Consider the following 22077-nt stretch of genomic DNA (forward strand, 5'->3'; position numbering starts at 1 on the left):
AGCCGGTGAACTGAACTGCTCAGTTGAAAACGATCGCCGTCTTGTGCGCAATGCTCAGCCGGGCCGATTCGTAGAGCCGCAGCCACGAAACGTACTCCCGATGGAGGCCCTGGTCGGCGTCGATGAGCCTGCCGATCCGTTCGGCTTCCTGGTCAGACAGCTCGCCGTCGGCGAGTTCGATGCCCAGTGCGGGGGCCACCAGCACCAGTTCGTCGAGCAGGCGGTAGGACGAGCCGAGGATGCCGCCGGGCAGTTTCTGGTCGGGCTCGGCGTACAGCACTTCGTCGAAATCGACGGGCACGTAGAGCCCTTCCGCATCGGAGTGGCAGATCAGGTGGCTCTGCGTGTCGCTCAGCGCGTCGTCGACCGCCGGATCCTCCGAGGGGTCCACACCGTCTTCCACCGGAGTAGCCATCCAGTCGGGCGAATTCGCGCGGTACGCATAGGCCCGGCGCAGGTAGTGGATGAACGAGTACGGGAAGCTGCCGATCGCCGCACGCGAGCGCAGCGGCGGCAGCTCACGCGGCTCTGCGTGCGGCGGAAGGCCCGCCGCCGACAGCACCTCGTTCACCACCGCCAGATCTTCCTGGAGCCATTCGGCTCCTTCGGGATCGTGTTCGAGCAGATCGACGAGCACGCCGATGCTGATGGCCAGGCCCATTGTGTTCTCCCTGTTTGCTTTCGAATCGGCAAATGCGAAATGCGAAATGGCTACTTCGCCGCCTCCACCTTCACCCGCGCATTCGGCGCCTCGCCGAACATCTCGGGCGCGTACATGGCCTCCACGCGGCTCGGCGGCAGCGCGAAGTCGCCGACGTTGTTCAGGCGCACGGTGTATTCCATCTTCACCACGCCCTTGGGCAGGTACTCGTAGTAGCTGCGGAAGGCCTCGAAGCTGCGCTCCTCGAAGGCCGGCCAGCCCGCGCCCGACTTCTTCTCGCCCTGCGTGGCGATCTGCGAGTCGCGGCCCAGGCCGCCGCCGAGGATGGTGGCGCCGCCAGGGATCGGGTCGCTGATGACCACCCAGGTCATGTCGGCGCTGGCGTTCACCTCCAGCGTCACGCGCAGCACGTCGCCGCGCGTGTACTTGCCGGCGGTGGCCTGCTCGACCGGGGTGATGGTCTTCTTGATGGCGTAGCCGGCCGCGAACGGCGCCTTCAGCTGCACGGCGGCGATCGACTGCAGCGTGAGCCACGGCTTGCCGGTGCCCTGCTGCGTCACCAGCAGCGTGTCGCGCACCGGAGCACCGGACGGCGACGATGCCCACGGCAGGAACATCGTGTTGTTCTTCAGGTTGCCCGGCGAGGCGGGTGCGCCGAAGAAGGTGCTCTGGTTGGGCGCGCCGGCCGCGTCGCTGGTCTTCACGCGCTCGACCTTGCTCCAGTCGACCTGCGCCTTCACGGCGCCGAGCGTGGCGGCGGTGACGCCGGCCACCGGCGTGCTCTCGAACACCTTGCTGAATTTCTCCAGCGCCAGTCCGCCCCACAGGTTGGCGGTGGTGGTGTGCCAGGCGCCGTTCTGCTGGCGGCCGATGAAGCCGTTGGCGAGCTTGCCGATGTCGTCCTTCCAGGCCGGGTCGTCCATCACGCTGAGCAGCAGGCGGGCGGTGTTGACGTCGCCGTTGGTCATCAGCCACCACCAGTAGTCGTCCTGCTCGGTGCTGAAGATCAGCTTGGTGCCCTGGTACGACAGGCGCGCCTTCAGCACGTTGTTGGCCTCGTCCAGGCGCTGCTGGCGCTGCGGCACGTCGTTCACGCGCTTGAGGATGTTGAGCCAGTCGATCACCGCGCTGGTGGGCCACTGGTTCGGCGCGATGGTGATGCTGCCGACCATGCTGCCCTTGGCCTTGCCGTAGCGCGAGAGCGCTTCGAGCGCGGCCAGCTTGCGCACGTCGAGGTCCTTGCGCGGGCTCCAGAACTCGCGGGTGATGCGGCCTTCGACGAAGGCGATCAGGCCCGACTCCATCGGCGCGCGCACGTCGTCGGCGAGCGCGAAGGCGGGGTTGAGCTGGGCCGCTTCGTTCGTGGCCGCGAGCAGGTACGAGGTGAGGATGTCGCTGCCGCGGTTGGCCTCGCCGTCGCGCGGCGGGAAGTAGTTGGCCAGGCCGTCGCTGTCCAGGTAGGTCGGCAGCTGGGCCAGCACGCCCTGCCACATCTTCGCGTCGCGCAGGCCGACCGACTTGCTGGTCTTCTGCTCGAGGCAGATGAAGGGGTAGTTGGCGAACCAGTCGCGCACGCCCGGCAGGCCCTCGGCCAGCTTGGGCTGCAGCGAGAGCTTCAGGCCGCCGCGGCCGGGCAGGGCGTCGGCGGGCGGCGCCACGTCGAGCGTGAACGGACCGTCGACCTGCACCAGCGTGCCTTGCTGCACCGTGAGCGGCACCGAGGGCACGATGCGCTGGCGCACCTTCAGTGCGTCTCTCGCACCTTGGGCGCCGCCGCTGATGTCCTTGGCCTCGATCTCCCACAGGATGGCTTCGGCGCGTGTCTGCCCGAGCTGCGCGGGCGCGGTCACGGTCCATGCCACCTCGCGTGCCTCGCCGGCCGGGATGTCGACCGTCTGCGGCTCCAGCGTGAGCAGGGTGGCGCGCGGCGTGGCCTCGACCTTCATCGGCTTCTGCGTGGTGTTGCGCAGGGTGATCTGGGCGCGGAACTGGTCGTCCTCGCGCACCAGCGGCGGCAGGCCGCTGATGATCTGCAAGTCCTGCGTGGCCTGGATGCTGGCCTGTCCGGTGCCGAACAGGTTGGCGCCCGAATCGGCCACCGCCACGATCTTGAAGGTGGTGAGCGCGTCGTTCAGCGGCACCGTCACCACGGCCTGGCCGTTGGCGTCGAGCACCACCTTCGGGTTCCACACGAGCAGGGTGTCGAGCAGTTCGCGCGTCTGCCCCTTGCCGCCGCCGCCGCCCGCGGGCACGGCCTTGCGGCCGTAGTGGCGCCGGCCGACGATTTCCATCTGCGCGGTGGAGGTGCTCACGCCCCAGCTGCGGCGCTGCAGCATCGCGTTGAGCAGGTTCCAGCTGTCGTTGGGCATCAGCTCCAGCAGGGCCTGGTCGACCGCCGCGAGCGCCACTTCGGCGCCGGCCGCGGGCTTGCCGTCGGGCAGCTTGGCGCTGATGGTGACCTGCGCCTTGCTGCGGATCGGGTAGCTGGGCTTGTCGCTGGTGACGGTCACGTCGATCTGGTGGGCGCGCGTGCCGACGCGGATCTCGGCCATGCCGAGGCGGTAGGCGGGCTTGCTCAGGTCGACCATGGCGGTCGGCGCCACGTATTCCTTGCCCTCGTACCAGAAGGCCGTCCACCACTCGCGCGGCGACCTGAAGCCCCAGGTGAAGAAGCTGTACCAGGGCACCTCGCGAAGGCGGCCGCGCAGCGCGAGCACGCTCACGTAGGCGTTCGGTCCCCACTCGGGCTTCACCTCGAGGGTGACGGTCGGGTCCTTGCCGTCGAGCTTGACCACGTGCGTCTCGATGATGCCCTCGCGTTCCACCGCGACCAGCGCGGTCGCGAAGCGGAAGGGGCTGCGCACCTGGAACTTGGCGATCTCGCCGGGCTGGTAGCTCTTCTTCTCGGGCAGAACGTCGATGCGGTCGTTGTCCTCGCCGCCGAACCACAGTTCGCCCTGCTTGGTCACGTAGACCGAGCTCACCGCCCTGGCGTCGCGGCCTTCGCTGTCGGTGGCGCTGGCGATGAGTTCGACCTCGCCGGCTTCCTTCAGCTCCGATTCGCACAGCAGCAGGCCGCGCGCGTCGCTCTTGCCGCTGCAGACAGTGCCGATGTCCTTGGTCTCGGTCTTGTTGTCGTAGGTGTAGAAGCCGCCCACCATGCGCTTGCGGCTGGTGGTGGTGATGCGCGCCACGGCGCGCACGTTGAGCGTCACGTTGGCCTGGGGCTTGCCCGAGAGGTCGAGCGCGAGCGCCTGGAACTTCAGCTTCTGGGCGGTGGAGACCCAGCCCTCGGTCTTGATGCCGGCGATGACGGATGCCGGCCACAGCGTCTGCGTGCTGCGGATGGTCTGCACCTCGCCGTTCGGGTCGGCGTAGGTGGCCTCGAGCAGCAGCTCGCGCGCGGCCTTGACCTTCGGCACCTTGTCGATGGTGACCTTGCCGGCGCCGTCCTTGTTGAGCGTGAGCGGCAGCTTGTCGGCGATCACGCGGGTGTCGTTCACGCTGTTGAGGTCTTCCTCGCCCGAGCCGGCCTCGGCCGCTGCGGTGACGGCCGTGGCCGCCTCGCTGCCGTCGCCCTGCGAGGCGCGCGGCGGGCTGAAGCTGAAGGCGTCGTAGTCGGAGAAGCTCAGGCTCTTGCCGCGCACCATGGCCGACACGCGCACCGGCAGGTTGGCCGCGCCGCCGCCGGAAACGTAGTTGATCTGCACGTCGGTGGGCACGCTGGTGGCCGCCACCAGCGGCTTCTTGTCGGCCGGCGTGATGCGGCCCTCGAGCACGGGCAGGCGGAATTCCTCGACGCGGAAGCTGCCGGTGGAGAAGCTGCGGCCGTAGCCTTCGTCGCCATCGCCTTCACCCTCGCTGTTGCTGTCGCCGTTGGCGTCCTTGCCGCCGGTGCGCAGCATCACCTCGTACACGCCGAGCTTGGCGGCCGGCGGAATGGCGAAGCTGTTCTCGGCGCTCAGGCCGCCGGTGGCGGTCTTGCGCCAGTTCAGCGGCTGCGTGAAGCGCTGGCCGCTGCCCACGTGGGTGATGACCAGCGTGTCGGGGCGGTTCTCGGGCAGGCCGAACCCCTTGCTGGTCTGCGTGCGGATCAGGCTCTTCATCGACACCGTCTCGCCGGCGCGCAGCAGCGTGCGGTCGAAGATGGTGTGGGCGACGCGGTCGGCCTCGGGCTGCAGGCTGGTGGGCACGTTGAAGCGCCAGGGCTCGATGCCGCGCTGCCAATCGCTCCAGGTGAAGGCGAGGTCTTCCACGCCCTTCTCGTCCTTGGCGCGGGCGCTGACGAACCAGGCGCCGCTGTCGTATTCGTTCGGTCCGTTGCACGAGGGCGCCTGCGGCGAGATGCCGCTGAGCATGACCACGCCGTTGGCGTCGGTGGTACCGGTGGCCACGGCCTTGCCGTCGCAGCTGGACACGCGCACCTCGGCGCCAGCCACGACCTTGCCCTTGTCCAGCGTGGTGACCCAGGCCATCGAGTTCTCGCGGCCCAGCTTGAAGTGCACCGCCAGGTTGGTGGCCAGCGCGGTGGTGCGCACGTACATCGTGCGCCCGGCGTTGTAGCGCTCGTCGAGCAGCGCCTCGCCCAGCTTCTGCGAGGCGATCTCGAGCACGTGGAAGCCCGGCGTCAGCGGGATGCCGATGACCTCGAAGGGGCGCGGATCGCCGCTGTCGGCCTTGGGCATGTCGAGCGCCTTCACACCGGGCTGGCCGGCCAGCAGCGACAGCATGCGGGTCTGCAGCGTGGTGCGGTCGTCCTTGTCGATGACCGGGGGCAGCGGGCCCTTCACGTCCCTGCGCGCCTGTTCGCGCGAGACGGTGAAGTTGTCGTAGCGGCGCACCTTGCGGAACCACGTGATGATCTCCGCGTCGGTCTTCGGGTTCATGTCGCTCACCTTGCCGGGCGTGAGCGCGTTCACCATCAGCTTCGGCTCCACGCGGCGCACGGTGACCGGCATCATGGCCGGCGTGTCCGGTTCGGCCAGGCGCTCGACCACGCCGAAGGGCGAGGCGGCGAACTTGGCCAGCGGCGGCATCGCGCCGGTGGCCACCTTCATCGGGAAGTTGCCGGGCGTGGCCAGCGGGCGGCCCGAGGCGTCCTCGAACTTCGAGGGCAGCTCGATGCTGTACTGCGCACTCTCGGCCAGCGGCGGGCCGAAGTACACGCCGTTGACCACGTCGTCGTCGCTCTGCGCGCCGCCTTCGATCTGGGCCTTGACGGTTTGCCCGTTGCCCTTGAGTTCGATCTGCGCTGCCAGCTTGCGCGTGACCGGCGCGTTGAACGTCAGCTGCATCGGGCGCAGCGGCAGGCAGGCGGCCTGCGCGTTCTCGCGCTCGCAGGTGAAGGACGCGGCGAAAGGCTCGCGCACCTGGAACTCCAGGCGGCGCTCCACGTTGTTGGCCACACCCGAGGGCGTGGCGACGCCCTTGCCGTAGACGACCTGCACCTTGGCGCCGGGCGTCAGCGTGCGGTTGCACTGCATCGTGACGAAGCGCAGCGGGTCTTTCTCGGCCGACTTCTCGCGGCCGAAGGCCTTGAGCAGGCCGGCGCGCTGCTCGCCGTCGAGCAGCTTGACCGGGATGCGCTCGCCCACGCCGTCGGCCGTGCACCAGACGTTCTGGCGCACACTCTCCAGCGTGGCCGCGCCGTTGAGCTCCAGCATGAACATCTGCTGCTCGTCGATACGGCTGTAGCTGCCCGGCATGTAGTTGCGCACGAAGGGCCCGCCGGTGTTGAACTGGTAGCGCTCGGGGCCGGTGAGCTCGCCCGAGGCGGGCTTGAAGGTGGGAATGCGGGTGACCGTGCAGCGCACGCCGGGCGGCAGGTCGTTCTCGAAGTCGTAGACCCAGGCCTTGGCGTCGGTCCAGCGGCCGGTGCCCTTGGCAGCCTGGGCGTCGTTGCAGCTGACGGCGAGCGGGGCGGGGGCCTTGGGGTCGCCGAAGTTGACGGCGGGCTGGTCGAACTTGGCGACCACCTGCCGAACCCGCGCCACTTCGCCCTGCGGCGAGAGGCTGACGATCTGGAGGGCATGGCCCGGGCCGGCCGCAAGAGCGCCGCCGGCCAGGAGCAATGTTGGAAGGAAACGGTTCACTTTTTTATATCTCCACCTGAGAGGCAGCGCGCAGGGTAGCCGATTTGCACGACGGTTCGGGAGTGCCAACAGTCATAGGCCGTCGGCCCGGCCTTCCGGCGCGGCCGGCTTTACACAGCTCTTCTTACAATCGGGGCCGTCGTGCGTGCGCCGCGCGGACCGCCACCAAGATCTCGCCGCCGACCGATGAAACGCTACTGGGAAATAGACGCCTTGCGCGGGCTGATGCTCGTGCTGATGACCGTCACCCACCTGCCCACCCGGCTGACCGACCCGCTGGGCCAGCCATTCGGCTTCGTTTCGGCCGCGGAAGGTTTCGTTTTGCTTTCCGCCTTCGTCGCCGGCCTGGTGTACAGCCGCATCGGCCACGTCCGCGGCGTCGACTCGATGCGCCAGGCCTTCTGGCGGCGCGTGCTCAAGGTCTACCTGGCCCAGGCCGCGACCCTGCTGTTCCTGTTCACGGTGATCACGGCCGTGGGGCTGCACATCGACCAGCCGGCGGTGAAGAACCTGGTGTCCTACTACCTGGCCGAGCCGCGCGAGGGCTTCATCTACGGGCTGCTGCTCATCTACGAGCCGGCGCTGCTCGACATCCTGCCGATGTACATCTTTTTCATGCTCATGAGCCCCTGGGTGCTGGCCTTCGCCATGCGCCACGGCTGGACCTGGGTGATGGTGGTGAGCGCCACCGTGTGGGCGGCCGCTCAGTTCGGCATCAGCGAATGGGTCTACGGGCTGGCGGTGCACTACTTCGGCGTGCCGGTGCCCTTCCACGAGATGGGCGCATTCAACACCTATGCGTGGCAGTTCCTGTGGTTCGCGGGGCTGTGCATCGGCGCGACACGCAACGATCCGGGCGCGCGTCCTCTGCACTTTCCGGGCTGGCTGCTGGCGCTGGCGGCGGGCATCGCGCTCTACGGCCTCTACTGGCGCCACACCGGCATCAATGGGCAGGCGCCGTTCGGCGGCGACGTGGAGCTGAACCTGTTGTTCGACAAGTGGCAGCTTGGCCCGCTGCGGCTGGTGAACCTGGTGGCGCTGGGCATCCTGGCGGTGCGCTTCGGGCCCTGGCTGATGCACCGCATCCCGCGGCTGCGCTGGCTGGAGGCAATGGGCTCGGCCTCGCTGCCGGTGTTCTGCGCTCACCTCGTGGCGGTGCTGCTGGTGCTGGCCTTCTACGGCGACAGCCAGACGGCGCGGCCCTGGTGGGGCGACGGCCTGCTGCTGGCGGCGGTGTTCTCGGGGATGTATTTCGTCGCGCGCTTCACGCGCGGCGCCGACGTTCCGCCGCCGGCCGACGACGTGCCGCCGGAGCCCGTTCGGGCCTGATTTCGGTCCTCGGGCGTCGCACCCGGCAGGGGCGACGAAGCGCGCCGGGCTTCGGGCCGGCTCAGGGGTTCTGCAGGTGCGGCGCGATCACCGAGTGCCAGAGGCGGTAGCCCTCGTCCGTCATGTGCAGCTTGTCGCTGCGGAAGAGCTCGGGGCGCGGGCGGCCGTCGGCGCCCAGCATCGGCGTGTAGATGTCGATGAATTCGCTGTTGGGCAGCAGGTTCAGGTAGGCCGAGATCACATGGTTGGTCTCGCGGATCTGCGGCAGCAGCTGTTCGCGCGAGGGGCTGGGCTTGACCGAGATGAAGCTGATGCGCGCCTCGGGCAGCTCGGCGCGCACCGCGTTCGCGAAGCGCGCGAAGCTGTCGAGCACCTGCAGCGGCGTGCGGCCCTCGGCCAGGTCGTTGTCGCCCGCATACACCATCACGTGGCGCGGCTTGTAGCGCACCACCAGGTCGCGCGCGAAGAGGGCGCAGTCGGCCAGGGTGGAGCCCCCGAAGCCGCGGTTGACGACGCCGCCGGGCACCTGCTGGGCGAAGTCCTGCGACAGGCGGGTCCACATCCGCACCGTGGAACTGCCGACGAACACCACGCCGCCCGGCGCCGGAAAGCGCTCCTGGTCGGCGCGCGCGAAGGCGGCGAGCTCGTTGTGCCAGCGGCTCTTGGCGGCCAGGTAGTCGCGGGCGGCGGCAGCCTCGGCGGCGGCCGTCTCTGATTCCTGGGGAAAGAAGCTGGACTGGGCGCTGGCGGACAGCGCGGCGGCCAGCAGAGCGACCGCGGCGAGCGCGGTTTTCATCGGATGCATCGGAAGGACGGAAAAGAATGCGGAAGGCGGCGAATGGGCGATTTTCCCTTACGACGCCCCAGCAGCCGCGCTCGTTGACAGTCAGGCCCCGGCTAGAGGGTTTTCTCGATGAGCGCGCCCTTGAACAGGATCGGCCCCTTCGGCCCGCTGCCCGGCGGCACGCCGCCCTTGGCCTCGAGCGAGATGGCCAGCGCGGGCACGGCCTGCACGTCGGATTCCGAAGCCGTCAGGCGCAGGGCCGGCGCGTTGCCGAGCACGCCCAGCGAACGCGGCGCGCCGCCCGGGGGCAGGGCCCAGAGCTGCAGCGACTTGTCCGCGCCTTCCTGGTAGCCGCCGACGCGCTGGAGCACCAGCTGCTTCTTCTTCGGATCGAAGGTCACGAGCATCGAGGCGGCGGCCTTGTCGTCGTTGAGCACGGCCACGTACTGCACCGCGGGTGCGTTCTGCAGCTGGTCGCGCAGGTTCAGGCCGACCGTCACAGCCACCACCGTGGCCAGCGCGCCGGCCGCGGCTGCACCGCGCCACAGCGCGAGGCTGCGCAGCCAGCCGCCCTGGCGGGCCTCGCCGGCGGCCCTGGCCGCATCGCGCTGGCGCTCCAGCGCGAGCGCCGACTGTTCGGCGTCGATGATGTTGCGGATGCGCGTCCAGACCGCCGGGTCGGGCACGACGGGCGACTGCAGCTCCGTCATGCTCGCCAGCCGGCCCTGCCAGACCAGCGCGGCGGCGCGCACGGGCGCCTGCTCGCGGGCCAGGGTCTCGAAACGGCGGCGGGCGCCGCCGCGCAGGGTGCCCAGCGCATGGCTCGCGGCCAGCAGCTCGAGCAATTCGGGGTGTGCGATGAGGTTCATGATGGGACAAACGCCTTTTGAAACGCCTTCTTCGTCGTCACCGCGCTCACGCGAAGCGTCCCATGCACACGCGCAGCTTCTCGAGGCCGCGCCGTATCCAGGTCTTGACCGTGCCCAGGGGCAGCTTCAGCTGCTCGGCGAGTTCGCCGTGGCTCATGTCGCGCAGGTAGGCCAGGCTCACCACTTCCCGCTGGCGGCCTTCCAGCTGGCTCAGGCACTGGTGCAGGGCCCAGGCCTGCTCGCTCGCATCGGCGTTCTCGGCCGGGCCGGGGGCGTCTGACTCGAGCTGGTCGGCCATCTGCTCGTCGAATTCCTGCGTGAGCTGGGCGCGGTCGGCGGCGCGGCGTCGCAGCAGGTCGAGTGCCCGGCTGCGCACGATGAGCCCGAGCCAGGCCAGCGGCGGGCTCAGCGAGGCGCGGTAGTCGCCCGCTACGCGCCAGACGGTCAGGAAGCTCTCCTGGAGCACGTCTTCCGCCCATTCGCGCTGGCGCACCACACGCATCGCCAGGCCCATCAGCCGGGGAGAGGTTCGGTCGTAGAGCTGCCGCAGTGCGGCTTCGTCGCGATGGCCGATCCGGTCGATCAGCGCCATCAGTTCGGCGTCGGGGCTGGGTGCAGGCATCCACTGATTGTGGGGCATCGGTGCGCATGCCCGATGTACGGGGCAATCCCGTGGACGGATTCAGCGCGCCGGCCAAATGAAGTCTTTTGGAAACATTTGTGAACGTATACTGCGCCGCAAAAACCGAGGGACCGCGGGTGCGCGGACGGAGAAGATGAAGCAAATTGCGATCGTGATCGCGCTCTGCGTGGGCGCGTGGTACTTCTTTATCGGCGGGCGCAAGCTCGACGAGCCGATGGTGCGCGACTACTACCAGAAGGAAGCCCACGCCATCTACTCGCGCGACCCCGAGGCGCTGTGCAAGCAGCTCAGCCGCAATGCCCGCATCGAGAGCAGGACCACGATGATGGGGAAGACGCTCGAAAGCTCCCACAACCGCGACGAGGCCTGCCAGGCGACCCGCGATACCTTCCAGACCTTCAGCAAGGTCGGCGAACGCATGGGCGGCATCCTCACCATCGAATACGAGTACCACATCGACGACATCGAGGTCGCCCCCGGCCGCAAGAGCGCCGTCGTCAAGGGCACCAGCGTGCTGAAGATGGGCGAGTCGCTGCTGCAATACAAGACCAGCTTCACCCAGCGCCTGGAGCGCGAGCTCGGCCAGATGCGCCTCGTGCACGCGGACGAGGTCACGGTGATGCGCCTGGGCGGCGCCGGCGCCATGAGCCAGAGCGACTTCTTCCGCAAGTAGGAAGAAGACAGGACAGACAGCAAAAGGAAGAAAAGGGAGGTCGCCATGATCGTCGTCAAGGATGCGCTGCCGCCGCCACCGCCGTTCTGGCACCGGCTCAACAGCTTCTTCGCCTTTCCGTTCCAGATGCGGCCGCTGGCCTACGGCCTGCTGCTGTCGTTCTGCAGCCTGCTGTTCGACGCCGTCTTCTTCCTGCCGCAGGCGCTCGCCCTCTTCGTGATCGAGGTCGGCATCATGCTGGCCGCCAGCCGCTACGGCTTCAAGATCATCGCGCTGGGCGCGCGCGGCATCCGCGACTCCGCCGACTTCGGCCGCGAGTCGAGCGACGAATGGACCTACCTGCCCTGGAAGCTCTTCGCCATCTCGCTGGTGCAGGCATTCCTGATCGGCTGGCTCGCCTGGTATGCGCCCATCCTGGGCACGGTGGGGCTGTTCGTGATGTCCTTCACCTTCCCGGCGGCGGTGATCGTGCTGGTGCAGTCGGGCAGCTTCTTCCAGGCGATGAACCCCGCCAACGTGATGGATGCGATGCGCATCATCGGCTGGCCCTACGCGCTGCTGTGCTTCTTCCTGTTTCTGCTGAGCACCGGCGCGCAGGTGGCGCTGGCGATGGTGCTGCCGATGTTCGACGGGCGCATCGTGCTGCCGATCGTCAATTTCGCCTTCATCTACTTCGGCTGGGTCATGGCGAGCCTGCTGGGCTACGTGATGTTCCAGCACCACGACGCCTTCGGCTTCGACGCGGTGCCGGGCAGCGAGCTGCCCGACGGCGCGCCCGTCGACCGCCGCACGCCCGCGCAGATCGCCGCGCAGCGCACCGACGCGGAAGTGGCGCAGCTCATCACCGACGGCGACCTCGCGGCCGCGCTGGGCACGGCCTACGAGGCACAGCGCACCGCCGACTCCAACGACCTCGCGGCGCAGCGCCGCTACCACCGCGTGCTGGCGCTGATGCCCGAGAAGAAGGACACCATGCTCGACCACGCGCGGCGCTTCATCCCGCTGCTGATGCGGCGCGACCTGGCCTCGGAGGCGCTGAAGGTCTTCAAGGCATGCAACGAGCGCGACAAGGCCTTCGCGCTCGACGACCCGGCCATGGTCATCGCCATGGCCCGCGCCGAATGGCGCAACGGCGACGCCCACGCCACGCTGGCGCTGCTGTCGGGCTTCGACAAGCGCTTCCGCGGCAACGAGGCCATTCCGCAGGCCTACGAACTCGCGGCACGCGCGCTGGTGCAGGGGCTGGGCCGTTCCGACATGGCGCAGCCCATCCTGACGACGATGGAAGCGCGCTACCCCGACAGCGAGCAGACGCAGGAAGTGCGCTGGCTGCTGCGGCCGGCGGCGCCGCCGGCGCAGACGGCATAGCGGCAGGCGCCCTCAGGCGTTCTGCAGCGCCCGCGTCACCATGTCGTTGGGCGCGAGCCGCAGCAGATGCGGCAGCAGGCCCATCGCCTTGTCGCGCAGGCCGGCGTGCAGCAGGCCGTTGGCGCAGGTCGAGAGCGTATCGGCCAGTTCGGGGTGGTCGGGCGCCGTCTTCAGCAGGATGCGGCAGAGGCGGTCGGCGTCCTCGAACTGGCGGATGCGGGAGAAGCGCCGGGCGAGGCGGGCCATGTCCTCGGGCTTGAGCCGCACGCCGGGGCGGGCCTGGTCGAGGTAGGCCTGGAAGCTCGCGTGCTGCAGCGACAGGGTGTGGTCGTCGGTGGCGGGCAGGCGGAAGATGCGGCGCGCGGCGTGGTGGAAGTCGTCGCTCGCCGGCTGCAGGCGCGCGGTGTTGAACCAGGCGCGCAGCGTTTCGGCGTCGTTGGGGCGCAGCGCGGCGGCGGCGCGCCATTCGGCGCAGGCGCGGTCGAACTTCATCGCCGAGCCGAACCTGCGGGCCGCGGCCACGTGCTCGTCGAAGCGGTCGTCGTCGCGCACCATCTCCGACTTGACAGTCTCCGGCGTCTTCACCCGGCCCAGCAGCATGGCGCCGCACATCAGCGCAGCACCCGTCAGCAGGCCGCCGAGGTGGGCCATGTAGGCGATGCCCTGGCCGCCCAGCCAGTGCTGCATCAGCTCGTTGGCGATCCAGGCCGGCAGCAGCAGCAGGGCCGGCGCGGTGACGTAGTTGAAATAGAAGAACAGCTGGTAGAAGAAGCGGATGCGCCGCAGGCGGTACATCACCGCGTACATGCCCATCAGCGCCGAGACCGCGCCCGAGGCGCCCAGCCCGTAGGTGCCGCCCGCGTAGGCCCAGCCGGCCAGCACCGACGCGCCGACCGCGCCCAGCAGGTAGAACGCCAGGTAGGTGCCGCGCCCCAGCGCCAGCTCCACCGAGAAGCCGAAGAGGAACAGGAACAGCATGTTGCCCAGCAGGTGGCCGGTGCTGGCGTGCAGGAAGGCGTTGGTGATCCAGGTCCAGGGCCTGAATTCGGCATCCGTCGCGTAGCTCTGCGCCCAGCGTTCGGTGAAGGGCGCGGGCAGCATCGACTCGTACTGCTGGCGGGCGCGCTTCCACTCGCCGTACTGCGGGTTGTCGGGCTTGATGACCTCGTCGGCGCGAAGCTTCTGCAGGAACTTGCGGTCGTTCTGCAGGCCTTCGAGAAGCTGCGGATAGGCCTCCTCGTGCCGCAGCATGCGGCGCGCGACCTTGCCGCGCTTGGGGTCGGTCTTCTCGAGCCATTCGACGAAGGCCGGCAGCTCCAGCTGGGGCAGCGCGCTCTTCACGTAGTAGGCTGCGGCGCGCTCCTGCCCCTTCTCCTCGCTGCGCTGCGGTCCCCAGAACACGATCATGTTCACGAGGATCAGCAGCAGCGTCATCCACGGCGGATTGCGCCAGCTCGGCTTGTTCTCGAGCGGGATGGCGTAGAACACGGGGCGCTTTCCGGCTTTCGGATCGGCCGCTTACGGGCGGCCGCCGCCGGGCCGCACCGAGGCGGGCCGCGCCTCCCCCGTGGAAGGCGGAGTGAAAGGCCGGAGGGCCGACATTTCTAGCCGAGGCGGGCGCGGTGGCGGGCGACCTGCGCCTTCACCTGCGCCGGAGCGGTGCCGCCCAGGATGTTGCGCGCGTTCAGCGAGCCGCGCAGGCTCAGCACGTCGTACACGTCCTTCTCGATGCTCGGGTTGAACTGCTGCAGCACGGCCAGCGGCAGCTCGGCCAGGTCGACCTGGTGCGAGGTGGCGGCCTTCACGGCGTGGGCCACGGTCTCGTGCGCGTCGCGGAAGGGCAGGCCCTTCTTCACGAGGTAGTCGGCCAGGTCGGTGGCGGTGGCGTAGCCGCGCAGCGTGGCGGCTTCCATGGCCTCGGGCTTCACGGTGATGCCGCCGATCATCTCGGCGAAGATGCGCAGGGTGTCCTTGAGCGTGTCGACCGTGTCGAACAGCGGCTCCTTGTCTTCCTGGTTGTCCTTGTTGTAGGCCAGCGGCTGGCCCTTCATGAGCGTGATGAGCGCCATCAGGTGGCCGACCACGCGGCCCGTCTTGCCGCGGGCCAGCTCGGGCACGTCGGGGTTCTTCTTCTGCGGCATGATCGACGAGCCGGTGGTGAAGCGGTCGGCGATCCTGATGAAGCCGAAGTTCTGGCTCATCCACAGGATGAGTTCCTCGCTCATGCGGCTCACGTGCACCATGCACAGGCTGGCGGCGGAGGTGAACTCGATGGCGAAGTCGCGGTCGCTCACCGCGTCCAGGCTGTTCTGGCAGACGCCGTCCATGCCCAGGGTCTTGGCGACCAGTTCGCGGTCGAGCGGGTAGCTGGTGCCGGCCAGCGCGGCGGCGCCCAGGGGCAGGCGGTTGACGCGCTTGCGGACCTCGCTCATGCGCTCCGCGTCGCGGCTGAACATCTCGACGTAGGCCAGCATGTGATGGCCGAAGCTCACCGGCTGCGCCACCTGCAGGTGGGTGAAGCCCGGCAGGATCACGTCGACGTTCTTCTCGGCGATGTCCACCAGCGCCTTCTGCAGCTCGACCAGCAGGTCGCCGATCAGGTCGATCTCGCCGCGCAGCCACAGGCGCACGTCGGTGGCGACCTGGTCGTTGCGGCTGCGGCCGGTGTGCAGGCGCTTGCCGGCGTCGCCGACCAGCTGGGTCAGGCGGGCCTCGATGTTCAGGTGCACGTCTTCCAGGTCGAGCTTCCACTCGAAGGCGCCGGATTCGATCTCGGAACGGATCTGCGCCATCCCGCGTTCGATGGCGGCGTGGTCCTGCACGCCGATGATGCCCTGAGCTGCCAGCATGCCGGCATGTGCCAGCGAGCCCTGGATGTCGGCCTGCCACAGGCGCTTGTCGAAGAAGACGCTGGAGGTGTAGCGCTTCACGAGGTCGCTCATCGGTTCGGAGAAAAGGGCCGACCAGGCTTCGGATTTCTTGTCGAGTTGGTTTTGGGTCATGGGAGCCGTCCTGGAGGCAATAATGGGTTGGTTACCCGATGGATCTGATGTCTGCGATGCGCAACCCGGCGATTTTATCGGCCAGCACCTCACCCACGCCCCCGCCGTCGTCGGACCGGGCGCGCGCGGCCGCGTCCCCCGCGCGCGGCGGGCCGTCGATCTTCGACGCCTGCCAGATCGGGGTGGTGCTGCGCACGGTGGTGTTCGTCGAGGCAGTGGTGGCCATCGCCGCGCTGTTCGTGGTGTCCACGCCCGGCGAATGGCTGGTGCAGACCGCCACCATCACCGGCGGGGCGCTGCCCGCCACGCTGCTGTGGCTGGTGAGCGCCTGCGGCCTCAAGAAGCCGCTGCGGCGGCTGCCGAAGCACTGGCAGTACACGGCCGGCGCGCTGCTCGGGGCGCTTTCGGCGCTCTACGGCTGCGGCCTGCTGCGCCTGACGGGAGCGCTTTCGAATGCGCCATGGCTGGCCAGCGCGCTCACTGGCGCCCTGTTCGCGGGGCTCGTGATGGCGGCGATGGTGCTGCGCGCCCGGGGCCAGACGCCGGCGGCCACCACGGCGCGGCTGGAGGAGCTGCAGTCGCGCATCCGCCCGCACTTTCTCTTCAACACCCTCAACAGCGCCATCGCGCTGGTGCGCGAGGAGCCGGCCAAGGCCGAGACCATGCTCGAAGACCTGGCCGAACTGTTCCGCCAGGCGCTGGCCGACCCGGGCGAGTCGGGCACGCTGGCCGACGAGATCGCGCTGGCCGAGCGCTACCTGGCCATCGAGCAGGTGCGCTTCGGCGACCGCCTGCGCATCCGCTGGGACCTGGACGCCGCCGCCAGCAACGCGCGCCTGCCGCCGCTGCTGCTGCAGCCGCTGGTGGAGAACGCCATCAAGCACGGCGTGGAGCCCAGCCCCGAAGGCGCCAAGCTGCGCATCCGCACCGAGCGGCGCGGCAACATGGTGGTGATCGAGGTGGTCAACAGCCTTCCGCCGCTGCGCTGGGCCGACGAGCCGCTGCCGCGCGGCCACGGCATCGCGCTGGCCAACGTGCGCGACCGTCTGCGGCTGCTGCACGACATGCAGATGCAGTTCAGCGCCGGCATGGACCAGAAAAGCTACCGGGTGCGCATCGCCATACCCGCCGAATCATCATGACGACTCTCAAGACACTCATCGTCGACGACGAAGCCCTGGCGCGCTCGCGCATGCGCACCCTGCTGCGCGACTGCACATCTCCCGCCGCCGAAGTGGTGGCCGAAGCCTCGCAGGGCGCCGAGGCGCTGCAGCAGCTCGGCACGCTGGCGCTCGACCTGGTGCTGCTCGACGTGCACATGCCCGGCGTCGACGGCATCGAGGTGGCGCGTACGCTGCGCAGCCGCGCCGACGCGCCGGCCGTGGTGTTCGTGACGGCGCACGCATCGCATGCGGTGACCGCCTTCGACCTGGATGCCGTCGACTACCTCACCAAGCCCGTGCGCGCCGAGAGGCTGCAGCAGGCGCTGCAGAAGGCCGAGCGCTTCCTGAAGGAGCGCCGCGCGCTGCAGGCCCAGGCCGCGCCGGAGACGGTGCTGATCCAGGACCGGGGCCGCGCCGAGCGGGTGCCGCTGTCGGAGGTGCTCTACCTCAAGTCCGAATACAAGTACCTCACGGTGCGCACCGCCACGCGCAGCCACATCCTCGACGGCTCGCTCAACGAGTTCGAGGAGCGCTATCCGCACCGCTTCCTGCGCGTGCACCGCAACGCGCTGGTGGCGCGCTCGGCCATCCGCGCGCTCGAGAAGTACGACGACGGCGAGGATGCCGAGGGCTGGGCCCTGCGGCTGGACTCGGTTCCCGAGCCCGTGGCCGTGTCGCGCCGGCAGCTCGCGGCCGTGCGCGAAGTGCTGAAGGAAACGCGATGAGCACCGGCGAGCCCGTGCCAGCCCCCGCGCAGGCGCAGCAGCCGGCGACCGAGCCGGCCGGCGAGCCGCCGCAGCCGGCGGCCGTCGCGCCGCTCCCCCCTGAGCCGGAACCGGAATCCAGGCCGGAACCGCCGCCGCCCGCCCCGCAGCGCGAGCGCCTGCTGCTGCACATGCCCGTCGACGTGCGCAGCGCCTCGCTGGTGGTGCTCGCGGTGCTGGCCAGCGTGTTCGCGCTGCAGTGGGGGCAGGCCGTCTTCATCCCGCTGATGCTGAGCCTGCTGCTGACCTATGCGCTGTCGCCGCTGGTCGAGCTGCTGCACCGCTGGAAGCTGCCGCGCTGGATCGGCGCGGGGCTGATCCTCATGGGCCTCTTCGGCGGACTGGGCTGGACCGGCTATTCGCTCTCGGGCAGCGCCACGCAGCTGCTCGACTCGCTGCCGGTGGCCGCGCAGAAGCTGGGCCAGGCCATGCGCCGCGACCGGGGCGCCAGCGCCACGCCGCTGGACAACGTGCAGCAGGCGGCGGCGCAGCTCGAGAAGGCGGCCGAGGAGAACTCCGCCCGCGTCGCGTCACGCAAGGGCGTGGCGCGCGTCATCATCGAGCGGCCGGGCTTCAATGTGCGCGACTACCTGGTCAGCGGCACCGTCGGGCTGCTCAGCGCGATGGGGCAGCTCACGCTGGTGGCCTTCCTCACCTACTTCGCACTGTGCTCGGGCGACACCTTCAGGCGAAAGCTCATCAAGATCACCGGCTCGAGCCTGCAGAAGAAGAAGGTCACGGTGCACGTGCTGGACGACATCACGCGCAACATCGAGCGCTACCTGCTGGTGCAGATCCTGGTGAGCGCGATCGTCGGCGTGGCCACGGGCCTGGGCTTCTGGGCCATCGGCATGGAGAACGCGGCCGTGTGGGGGATCATCGCGGCCGTCACCAACCTCATTCCCTACATCGGCTCGGTGATCGTGCTCGCCGCCGCGGGGCTGGTGGCCTTCCTGCAGTTCAACAGCCTGCAGATGGGCGTGGTGGTGGCCGGCATGTCGCTGGGCATCCACACCATCGTGGGCAACCTGCTGATGCCCTGGCTCACCAGCCGTACCAGTCGCATGAACCCGGTGGCGGTGTTCGTGGGCGTGATCTTCTGGGGCTGGCTCTGGGGCATCTGGGGCCTGCTGCTGGGCATTCCGATCACGATGGTGATCAAGTCGATCTGCGACCGCGTGGAAGACCTGCAGCCCATCGGGGAGCTGCTGGGCGAGTAGCCCTCGCGGCCGGTTCCGGACATGGGCTTCGGTCGGCAAGGACATTAACAAAGGGTGTCTTTTCGGTCGATACGATATTGGGATTCGATTCCCAATAACCGTATGTCCGAACCTCTGAGCATTCCTTTGCCGCCGCATGCCGACGCACGCGGCAGGCTGCTTTCCATCGACGCGCTTCGCGGCCTCGTGATCCTGTTCATGCTGCTGGACCACGTGCGCGAGACCTTCTACCTGCATCACCAGGTACCCGACCCGATGTTGGTGGACCAGACGCCGCCGGAGCTTTTCTTCAGCCGCCTGCTGGCCCATCTCTGCGCGCCGGTCTTCGTCTTCCTCACGGGCCTCTCGGCTTTCCTCTACGGTGCGAAGCATGCGGACGGCCGTGCGGCCACGTCCTCCTTTCTCTGGAAGCGCGGCCTTTTCCTCGTCGTGCTCGAAGTCACGCTCATCAACTTCGCCTGGACCTTCCAGTTCCCGCCCGCCAAGGTGTTCCTGCAGGTGATCTGGGTGATCGGACTCTCGATGCTCTCGCTCGCCGCTCTGGTCTGGCTGCCCCGCAAGGTGCTCGTGATGCTGGGTGTGGTGCTGGTGGCGGGTCACAACCTGCTCGATGGCGTGCACTTTCCGGTGGGACACGTGCTGCACGTGCCATGGGCCGTGCTGCATGACCGGGGCTGGATCGAGGTGTCCGACGCGCTGAAGCTGCGCACTTCATACCCGCTGCTGCCCTGGATCGGCCTCATTGCGATGGGCTACGCGGCCGGGCCATGGTTCATGGCCGGTGCCGATGCGGTGCGGCGGCAGCGTCTGCTGTTGGTGTGGGGCCTGGGGCTGCTGGCCGGTTTCGTGCTGCTGCGTGCGCTCGACGTCTACGGAGACAAGCCCTGGGCGGCCGGCGGCAGCGCCGTCACCACGCTGATGGCCTTCCTGAACATCACGAAGTACCCGCCGTCGCTGCTGTTCATCGCGCTGACCATGGGCGTGGGCCTGCTGCTGCTGCGTGCCTTCGAGCGCAGGCAGGGCGCGGCATGGCTCGTACCGCTGGCGGTGTATGGCGCGGCGCCGATGTTCTTCTACGTGCTGCACCTGTACGTGCTCAAGTTCCTCTACCTCGGCGGCGAGGCAGTCTGGGGGCTCAACCAGGGCAAGTTCTTCGGCTTCAGCGCGATGTGGATGGTGTGGCTGGCCTCGGTCGTGCTCGCCTTCGCGCTGTATCCGGCGGTGCGTGCATTCGCGGCCCTGAAGGCGCGGCGCCGAGACATCGTCTGGCTCAAGTACCTGTGAGGGCCATGGCGATGCTTTCCTGCAACTCCCTGTCGATGCTTTCACTGCGCTGCGTGGCGGTCGCCTCCCTGCTGTGGGGCGTTTCGGCCGCGGCACATGCCCACGGCATCTGGTTCGCCCAGCGCTCGGGCGATCTGGCGCTGATCTACGGCGAGGGCGGCGACGACCTCGATGCCGCCAGGCGCCTGCCGCTGATCACGTCGATGGCGGGCTACGACGTGGCGGGCCGCGCGGTGCCCACTGCGCTCGAGCCGGTCGGCAAGCTTGCGCTGGTCGACCTGCGCGAGCAGCCGGCCGTCGTCGCAGCCGTGCTGGACAACGGCATCTGGACCAGGTCGGCCGAAGGCCAGTGGTTGAAGAAGCCCAAGAACGAAGTGCCGGGCGCCGTGGTCAGCGGCCACAACTTCAAGTACGCGGTGCATCTCAGGCGCACGCCGCTGGACCGGCCGCTCGCGGCCCTGCCTGGGCATACGCTGCAGATCGTGCCCGTCGACGCCGCGCTGCCCTCGTCGCTGGGCCAGCCGCTTCGAGTGCGTGTGCTCCATCGCGGCAAGCCGGTCGCGAACGTGCCGGTACTGGCCGACTTCGTCAACGATCCGGACGGCAAGGCGCTGCTTACGGCGGCAGATGGCACCGTGACGGTCCCGGTGCGCAACCAGGGGCTCAACGTGATCGCCGCGAAGCTCGATGCGCCCGCGGAGGACCAGGTCGCCACCGACAAGGTGGAGCACCTGGCCACGCTGTCCTTCCGGCTCGCGCATGCGCCCGAATGAAGAGGGGGCAGGCATGATCCGAATGCATCCGATGCAACCTGCAGTCCCGTCGATGCCGGGCCAGGGCGGTCGAAGGCGCCTCCCGCAGGTCGGCAAATGCTGCGGTGCCGTGCTGATCGCACTGGCCGGTACCGCCTCCGGAGCGGAAGGCACGCCCCGCGAAGCCGCCGGTGGCTTCGTCGAGGACACTCGCTGGAGCCTGCTGAACCGCACCGTCTACGAGCGCCGCAATTATCTGGACGGCGCGACGAGCAACGGCGGCCGCAATGCCGCGTTGCCGAAAACCCGGCGCAGCGACTACGCGCAGGAATGGGGCTACGGGCTCATCGGCACCGTCGAATCCGGTTTCACGCCCGGCTGGATAGGTTTCGGCGCCGACGCGCATGTCTCGCTCGCACGCAATCTCTCCGGCGACGACTACCGCGTCGGCAAGATCCGCATGCTGCCGGTGGACAGTGCCGGCTACGCGCAGGACGGCATCGCGCGCGGCGGCATCGCGCTGAAGGCGCGCGTTTCTTCCACGGTGCTGAAAGTGGGCGAGCAGCGGGTGAAGACGCCGATCTTCAGTTCGTCCGACACGCGCCTGCTGCCCGAGACCATGCGCGGCTGGCTCGTCACCAGCAACGAGTTCGACAAGCTCACGCTGCAGGCCGGCCGGTTCACCGGCTCGACCGACCGGAGTGCGCGGAGTACCGGCAACCCGCTGATCGTGAACTACCTCGATCCGAAATCACCGCGCGGCGACGCCTTCGACTTTGCCGGCGCCACCTGGAAAGGCATTCCCTCCCTCGCGATCAGCGGCTATGTGGGGCGGCTGAAGGACACCTGGCGCACGAGCTACCTCGGGGCTTTCTACACGGTGCCGTTGCAGGACGGCGGCAGCGCGAGCACGCTGTCCTTCGACCTGCAGGTCTATCGCAGCAAGGACACGGGCCGTGCACTGGCGGGTCGGGTCGACAACACGACTTCGAGCCTGATGACCACCTACGCGCACGGGCCTCATCGCATCGGCCTGGGCTGGCAGAAGGTGGCCGGCGACACGCCGTTCGACTACGTGACGCGCGGCGCCATCTGGCTCGGCAACGCGGCACAGCTTTCGGACTTCAACGCGCCGCACGAGCAGTCATGGCAACTGCGCTACGAGGTCGACGCCGCGCAATGGGGCGCGCCGGGCCTGAGCCTGGGCGCGGCCTACATCCGCGGCAGCGGCATCGACGGCAGCCGCGTGCCCGCACGCGGAGGCTATGCATGGCTGGGCTATGGCCGCGGCGGCGAGCACTGGGAGCGTGACCTCTGGCTGCGCTACACGGTCCGCGAGGGCCGGGCCAAGGGGCTGGCCCTGCTGCTGCGCTATGGCGAGCACCGCAACAACAAGGCGCAGGCCGAACTTCCCACGCGCCAGATCCGCGTGGCGGTGGAGTACCCGATAGGCGGTTGACCGGGAAGGAAGCT

16 protein-coding genes are annotated in these 22077 nt (G+C 68.9%); 9 read left to right on the forward strand and 7 right to left on the reverse strand.

What is annotated here, in order from left to right:
• Positions 1–19 precede the first annotated feature (19 nt).
• Both ACTJLF_RS12930 and ACTJLF_RS12935 read right to left on the reverse strand, forming a co-directional pair.
• Positions 20–661 carry a hypothetical protein gene (locus ACTJLF_RS12930; RefSeq protein ID WP_440883213.1) on the reverse strand — a complete coding sequence of 214 codons (642 nt, stop codon included), beginning with the start codon at positions 659–661 and terminating at the stop codon, positions 20–22.
• Between the two features lie 50 nt (positions 662–711).
• A complete protein-coding gene (locus ACTJLF_RS12935; protein WP_440883214.1) occupies positions 712–6753 on the reverse strand; it encodes an alpha-2-macroglobulin family protein in 6042 nt (2013 codons plus the stop codon).
• A gap of 186 nt (positions 6754–6939) precedes the next feature.
• Here ACTJLF_RS12935 and opgC point away from each other — a divergent pair, with 186 nt between their 5' ends.
• Positions 6940–8082 (forward strand): OpgC domain-containing protein, encoded by a 1143-nt coding sequence (gene opgC, locus ACTJLF_RS12940; RefSeq protein WP_440883215.1) that lies wholly within the window; start codon positions 6940–6942, stop codon positions 8080–8082.
• Between the two features lie 61 nt (positions 8083–8143).
• On the opposite strand, the gene ACTJLF_RS12945 is transcribed toward opgC, so the two are convergent.
• The 3 genes from ACTJLF_RS12945 to ACTJLF_RS12955 form a co-directional block, all read right to left on the reverse strand.
• Positions 8144–8878, reverse strand: coding sequence for an SGNH/GDSL hydrolase family protein (locus ACTJLF_RS12945; protein ID WP_020723044.1), 735 nt, complete (start codon positions 8876–8878; stop codon positions 8144–8146).
• A 101-nt stretch (positions 8879–8979) separates the two neighbouring features.
• Entirely contained in the window at positions 8980–9735 is a 756-nt protein-coding gene (locus ACTJLF_RS12950) for an anti-sigma factor (protein ID WP_019654158.1), read from the reverse strand.
• A gap of 46 nt (positions 9736–9781) precedes the next feature.
• Entirely contained in the window at positions 9782–10357 is a 576-nt protein-coding gene (locus tag ACTJLF_RS12955; protein ID WP_405054279.1) for an RNA polymerase sigma factor, read from the reverse strand.
• Positions 10358–10511: 154 nt separating this feature from the next.
• Between ACTJLF_RS12955 and ACTJLF_RS12960 the strand changes: the two genes are divergently transcribed.
• Both ACTJLF_RS12960 and ACTJLF_RS12965 read left to right on the forward strand, forming a co-directional pair.
• Entirely contained in the window at positions 10512–11051 is a 540-nt protein-coding gene (locus ACTJLF_RS12960; protein ID WP_019654156.1) for a hypothetical protein, read from the forward strand.
• 45 nt (positions 11052–11096) lie between these two features.
• On the forward strand, positions 11097–12419 hold the full coding sequence (locus ACTJLF_RS12965) for a hypothetical protein (RefSeq protein ID WP_440883216.1): 1323 nt from the start codon (positions 11097–11099) through the stop codon (positions 12417–12419).
• A 12-nt stretch (positions 12420–12431) separates the two neighbouring features.
• Here the strand turns inward: ACTJLF_RS12965 and ACTJLF_RS12970 are convergent, their stop codons facing one another.
• A complete protein-coding gene (locus tag ACTJLF_RS12970; protein ID WP_132752485.1) occupies positions 12432–13907 on the reverse strand; it encodes a rhomboid family intramembrane serine protease in 1476 nt (491 codons plus the stop codon).
• A gap of 116 nt (positions 13908–14023) precedes the next feature.
• The gene (argH, locus tag ACTJLF_RS12975; RefSeq protein WP_132797118.1) at positions 14024–15421 is read right to left on the reverse strand and encodes an argininosuccinate lyase; all 1398 of its coding nucleotides are present in this window, start codon (positions 15419–15421) and stop codon (positions 14024–14026) included.
• A gap of 56 nt (positions 15422–15477) precedes the next feature.
• On the opposite strand from argH, the gene ACTJLF_RS12980 reads away from it, so the two are divergent.
• From ACTJLF_RS12980 to ACTJLF_RS13005, 6 genes are all read left to right on the forward strand, one after another.
• Positions 15478–16563 carry a sensor histidine kinase gene (locus ACTJLF_RS12980; protein WP_026346331.1) on the forward strand — a complete coding sequence of 362 codons (1086 nt, stop codon included), beginning with the start codon at positions 15478–15480 and terminating at the stop codon, positions 16561–16563.
• On the forward strand, positions 16560–17309 hold the full coding sequence (locus ACTJLF_RS12985; protein WP_019654152.1) for a LytR/AlgR family response regulator transcription factor: 750 nt from the start codon (positions 16560–16562) through the stop codon (positions 17307–17309). Before ACTJLF_RS12980 ends, ACTJLF_RS12985 begins: the two co-directional genes overlap by 4 nt.
• Positions 17306–18568, forward strand: a complete 1263-nt coding sequence (locus ACTJLF_RS12990; protein ID WP_440883217.1) for an AI-2E family transporter — start codon at positions 17306–17308, stop codon at positions 18566–18568. Before ACTJLF_RS12985 ends, ACTJLF_RS12990 begins: the two co-directional genes overlap by 4 nt.
• Positions 18569–18670: 102 nt before the next feature.
• Positions 18671–19852 carry a DUF1624 domain-containing protein gene (locus tag ACTJLF_RS12995; protein WP_440883218.1) on the forward strand — a complete coding sequence of 394 codons (1182 nt, stop codon included), beginning with the start codon at positions 18671–18673 and terminating at the stop codon, positions 19850–19852.
• A 5-nt stretch (positions 19853–19857) separates the two neighbouring features.
• The gene (locus tag ACTJLF_RS13000; protein WP_440883219.1) at positions 19858–20625 is read left to right on the forward strand and encodes a DUF4198 domain-containing protein; all 768 of its coding nucleotides are present in this window, start codon (positions 19858–19860) and stop codon (positions 20623–20625) included.
• 31 nt (positions 20626–20656) lie between these two features.
• The gene (locus ACTJLF_RS13005) at positions 20657–22063 is read left to right on the forward strand and encodes an OprD family outer membrane porin (protein ID WP_440883220.1); all 1407 of its coding nucleotides are present in this window, start codon (positions 20657–20659) and stop codon (positions 22061–22063) included.
• The last annotated feature ends 14 nt before the right edge of the window (positions 22064–22077 follow it).

This window comes from Variovorax sp. 22077 (assembly GCF_052044195.1).
GTDB classification, from domain to species: Bacteria; Pseudomonadota; Gammaproteobacteria; order Burkholderiales; family Burkholderiaceae_C; genus Variovorax; species Variovorax atrisoli.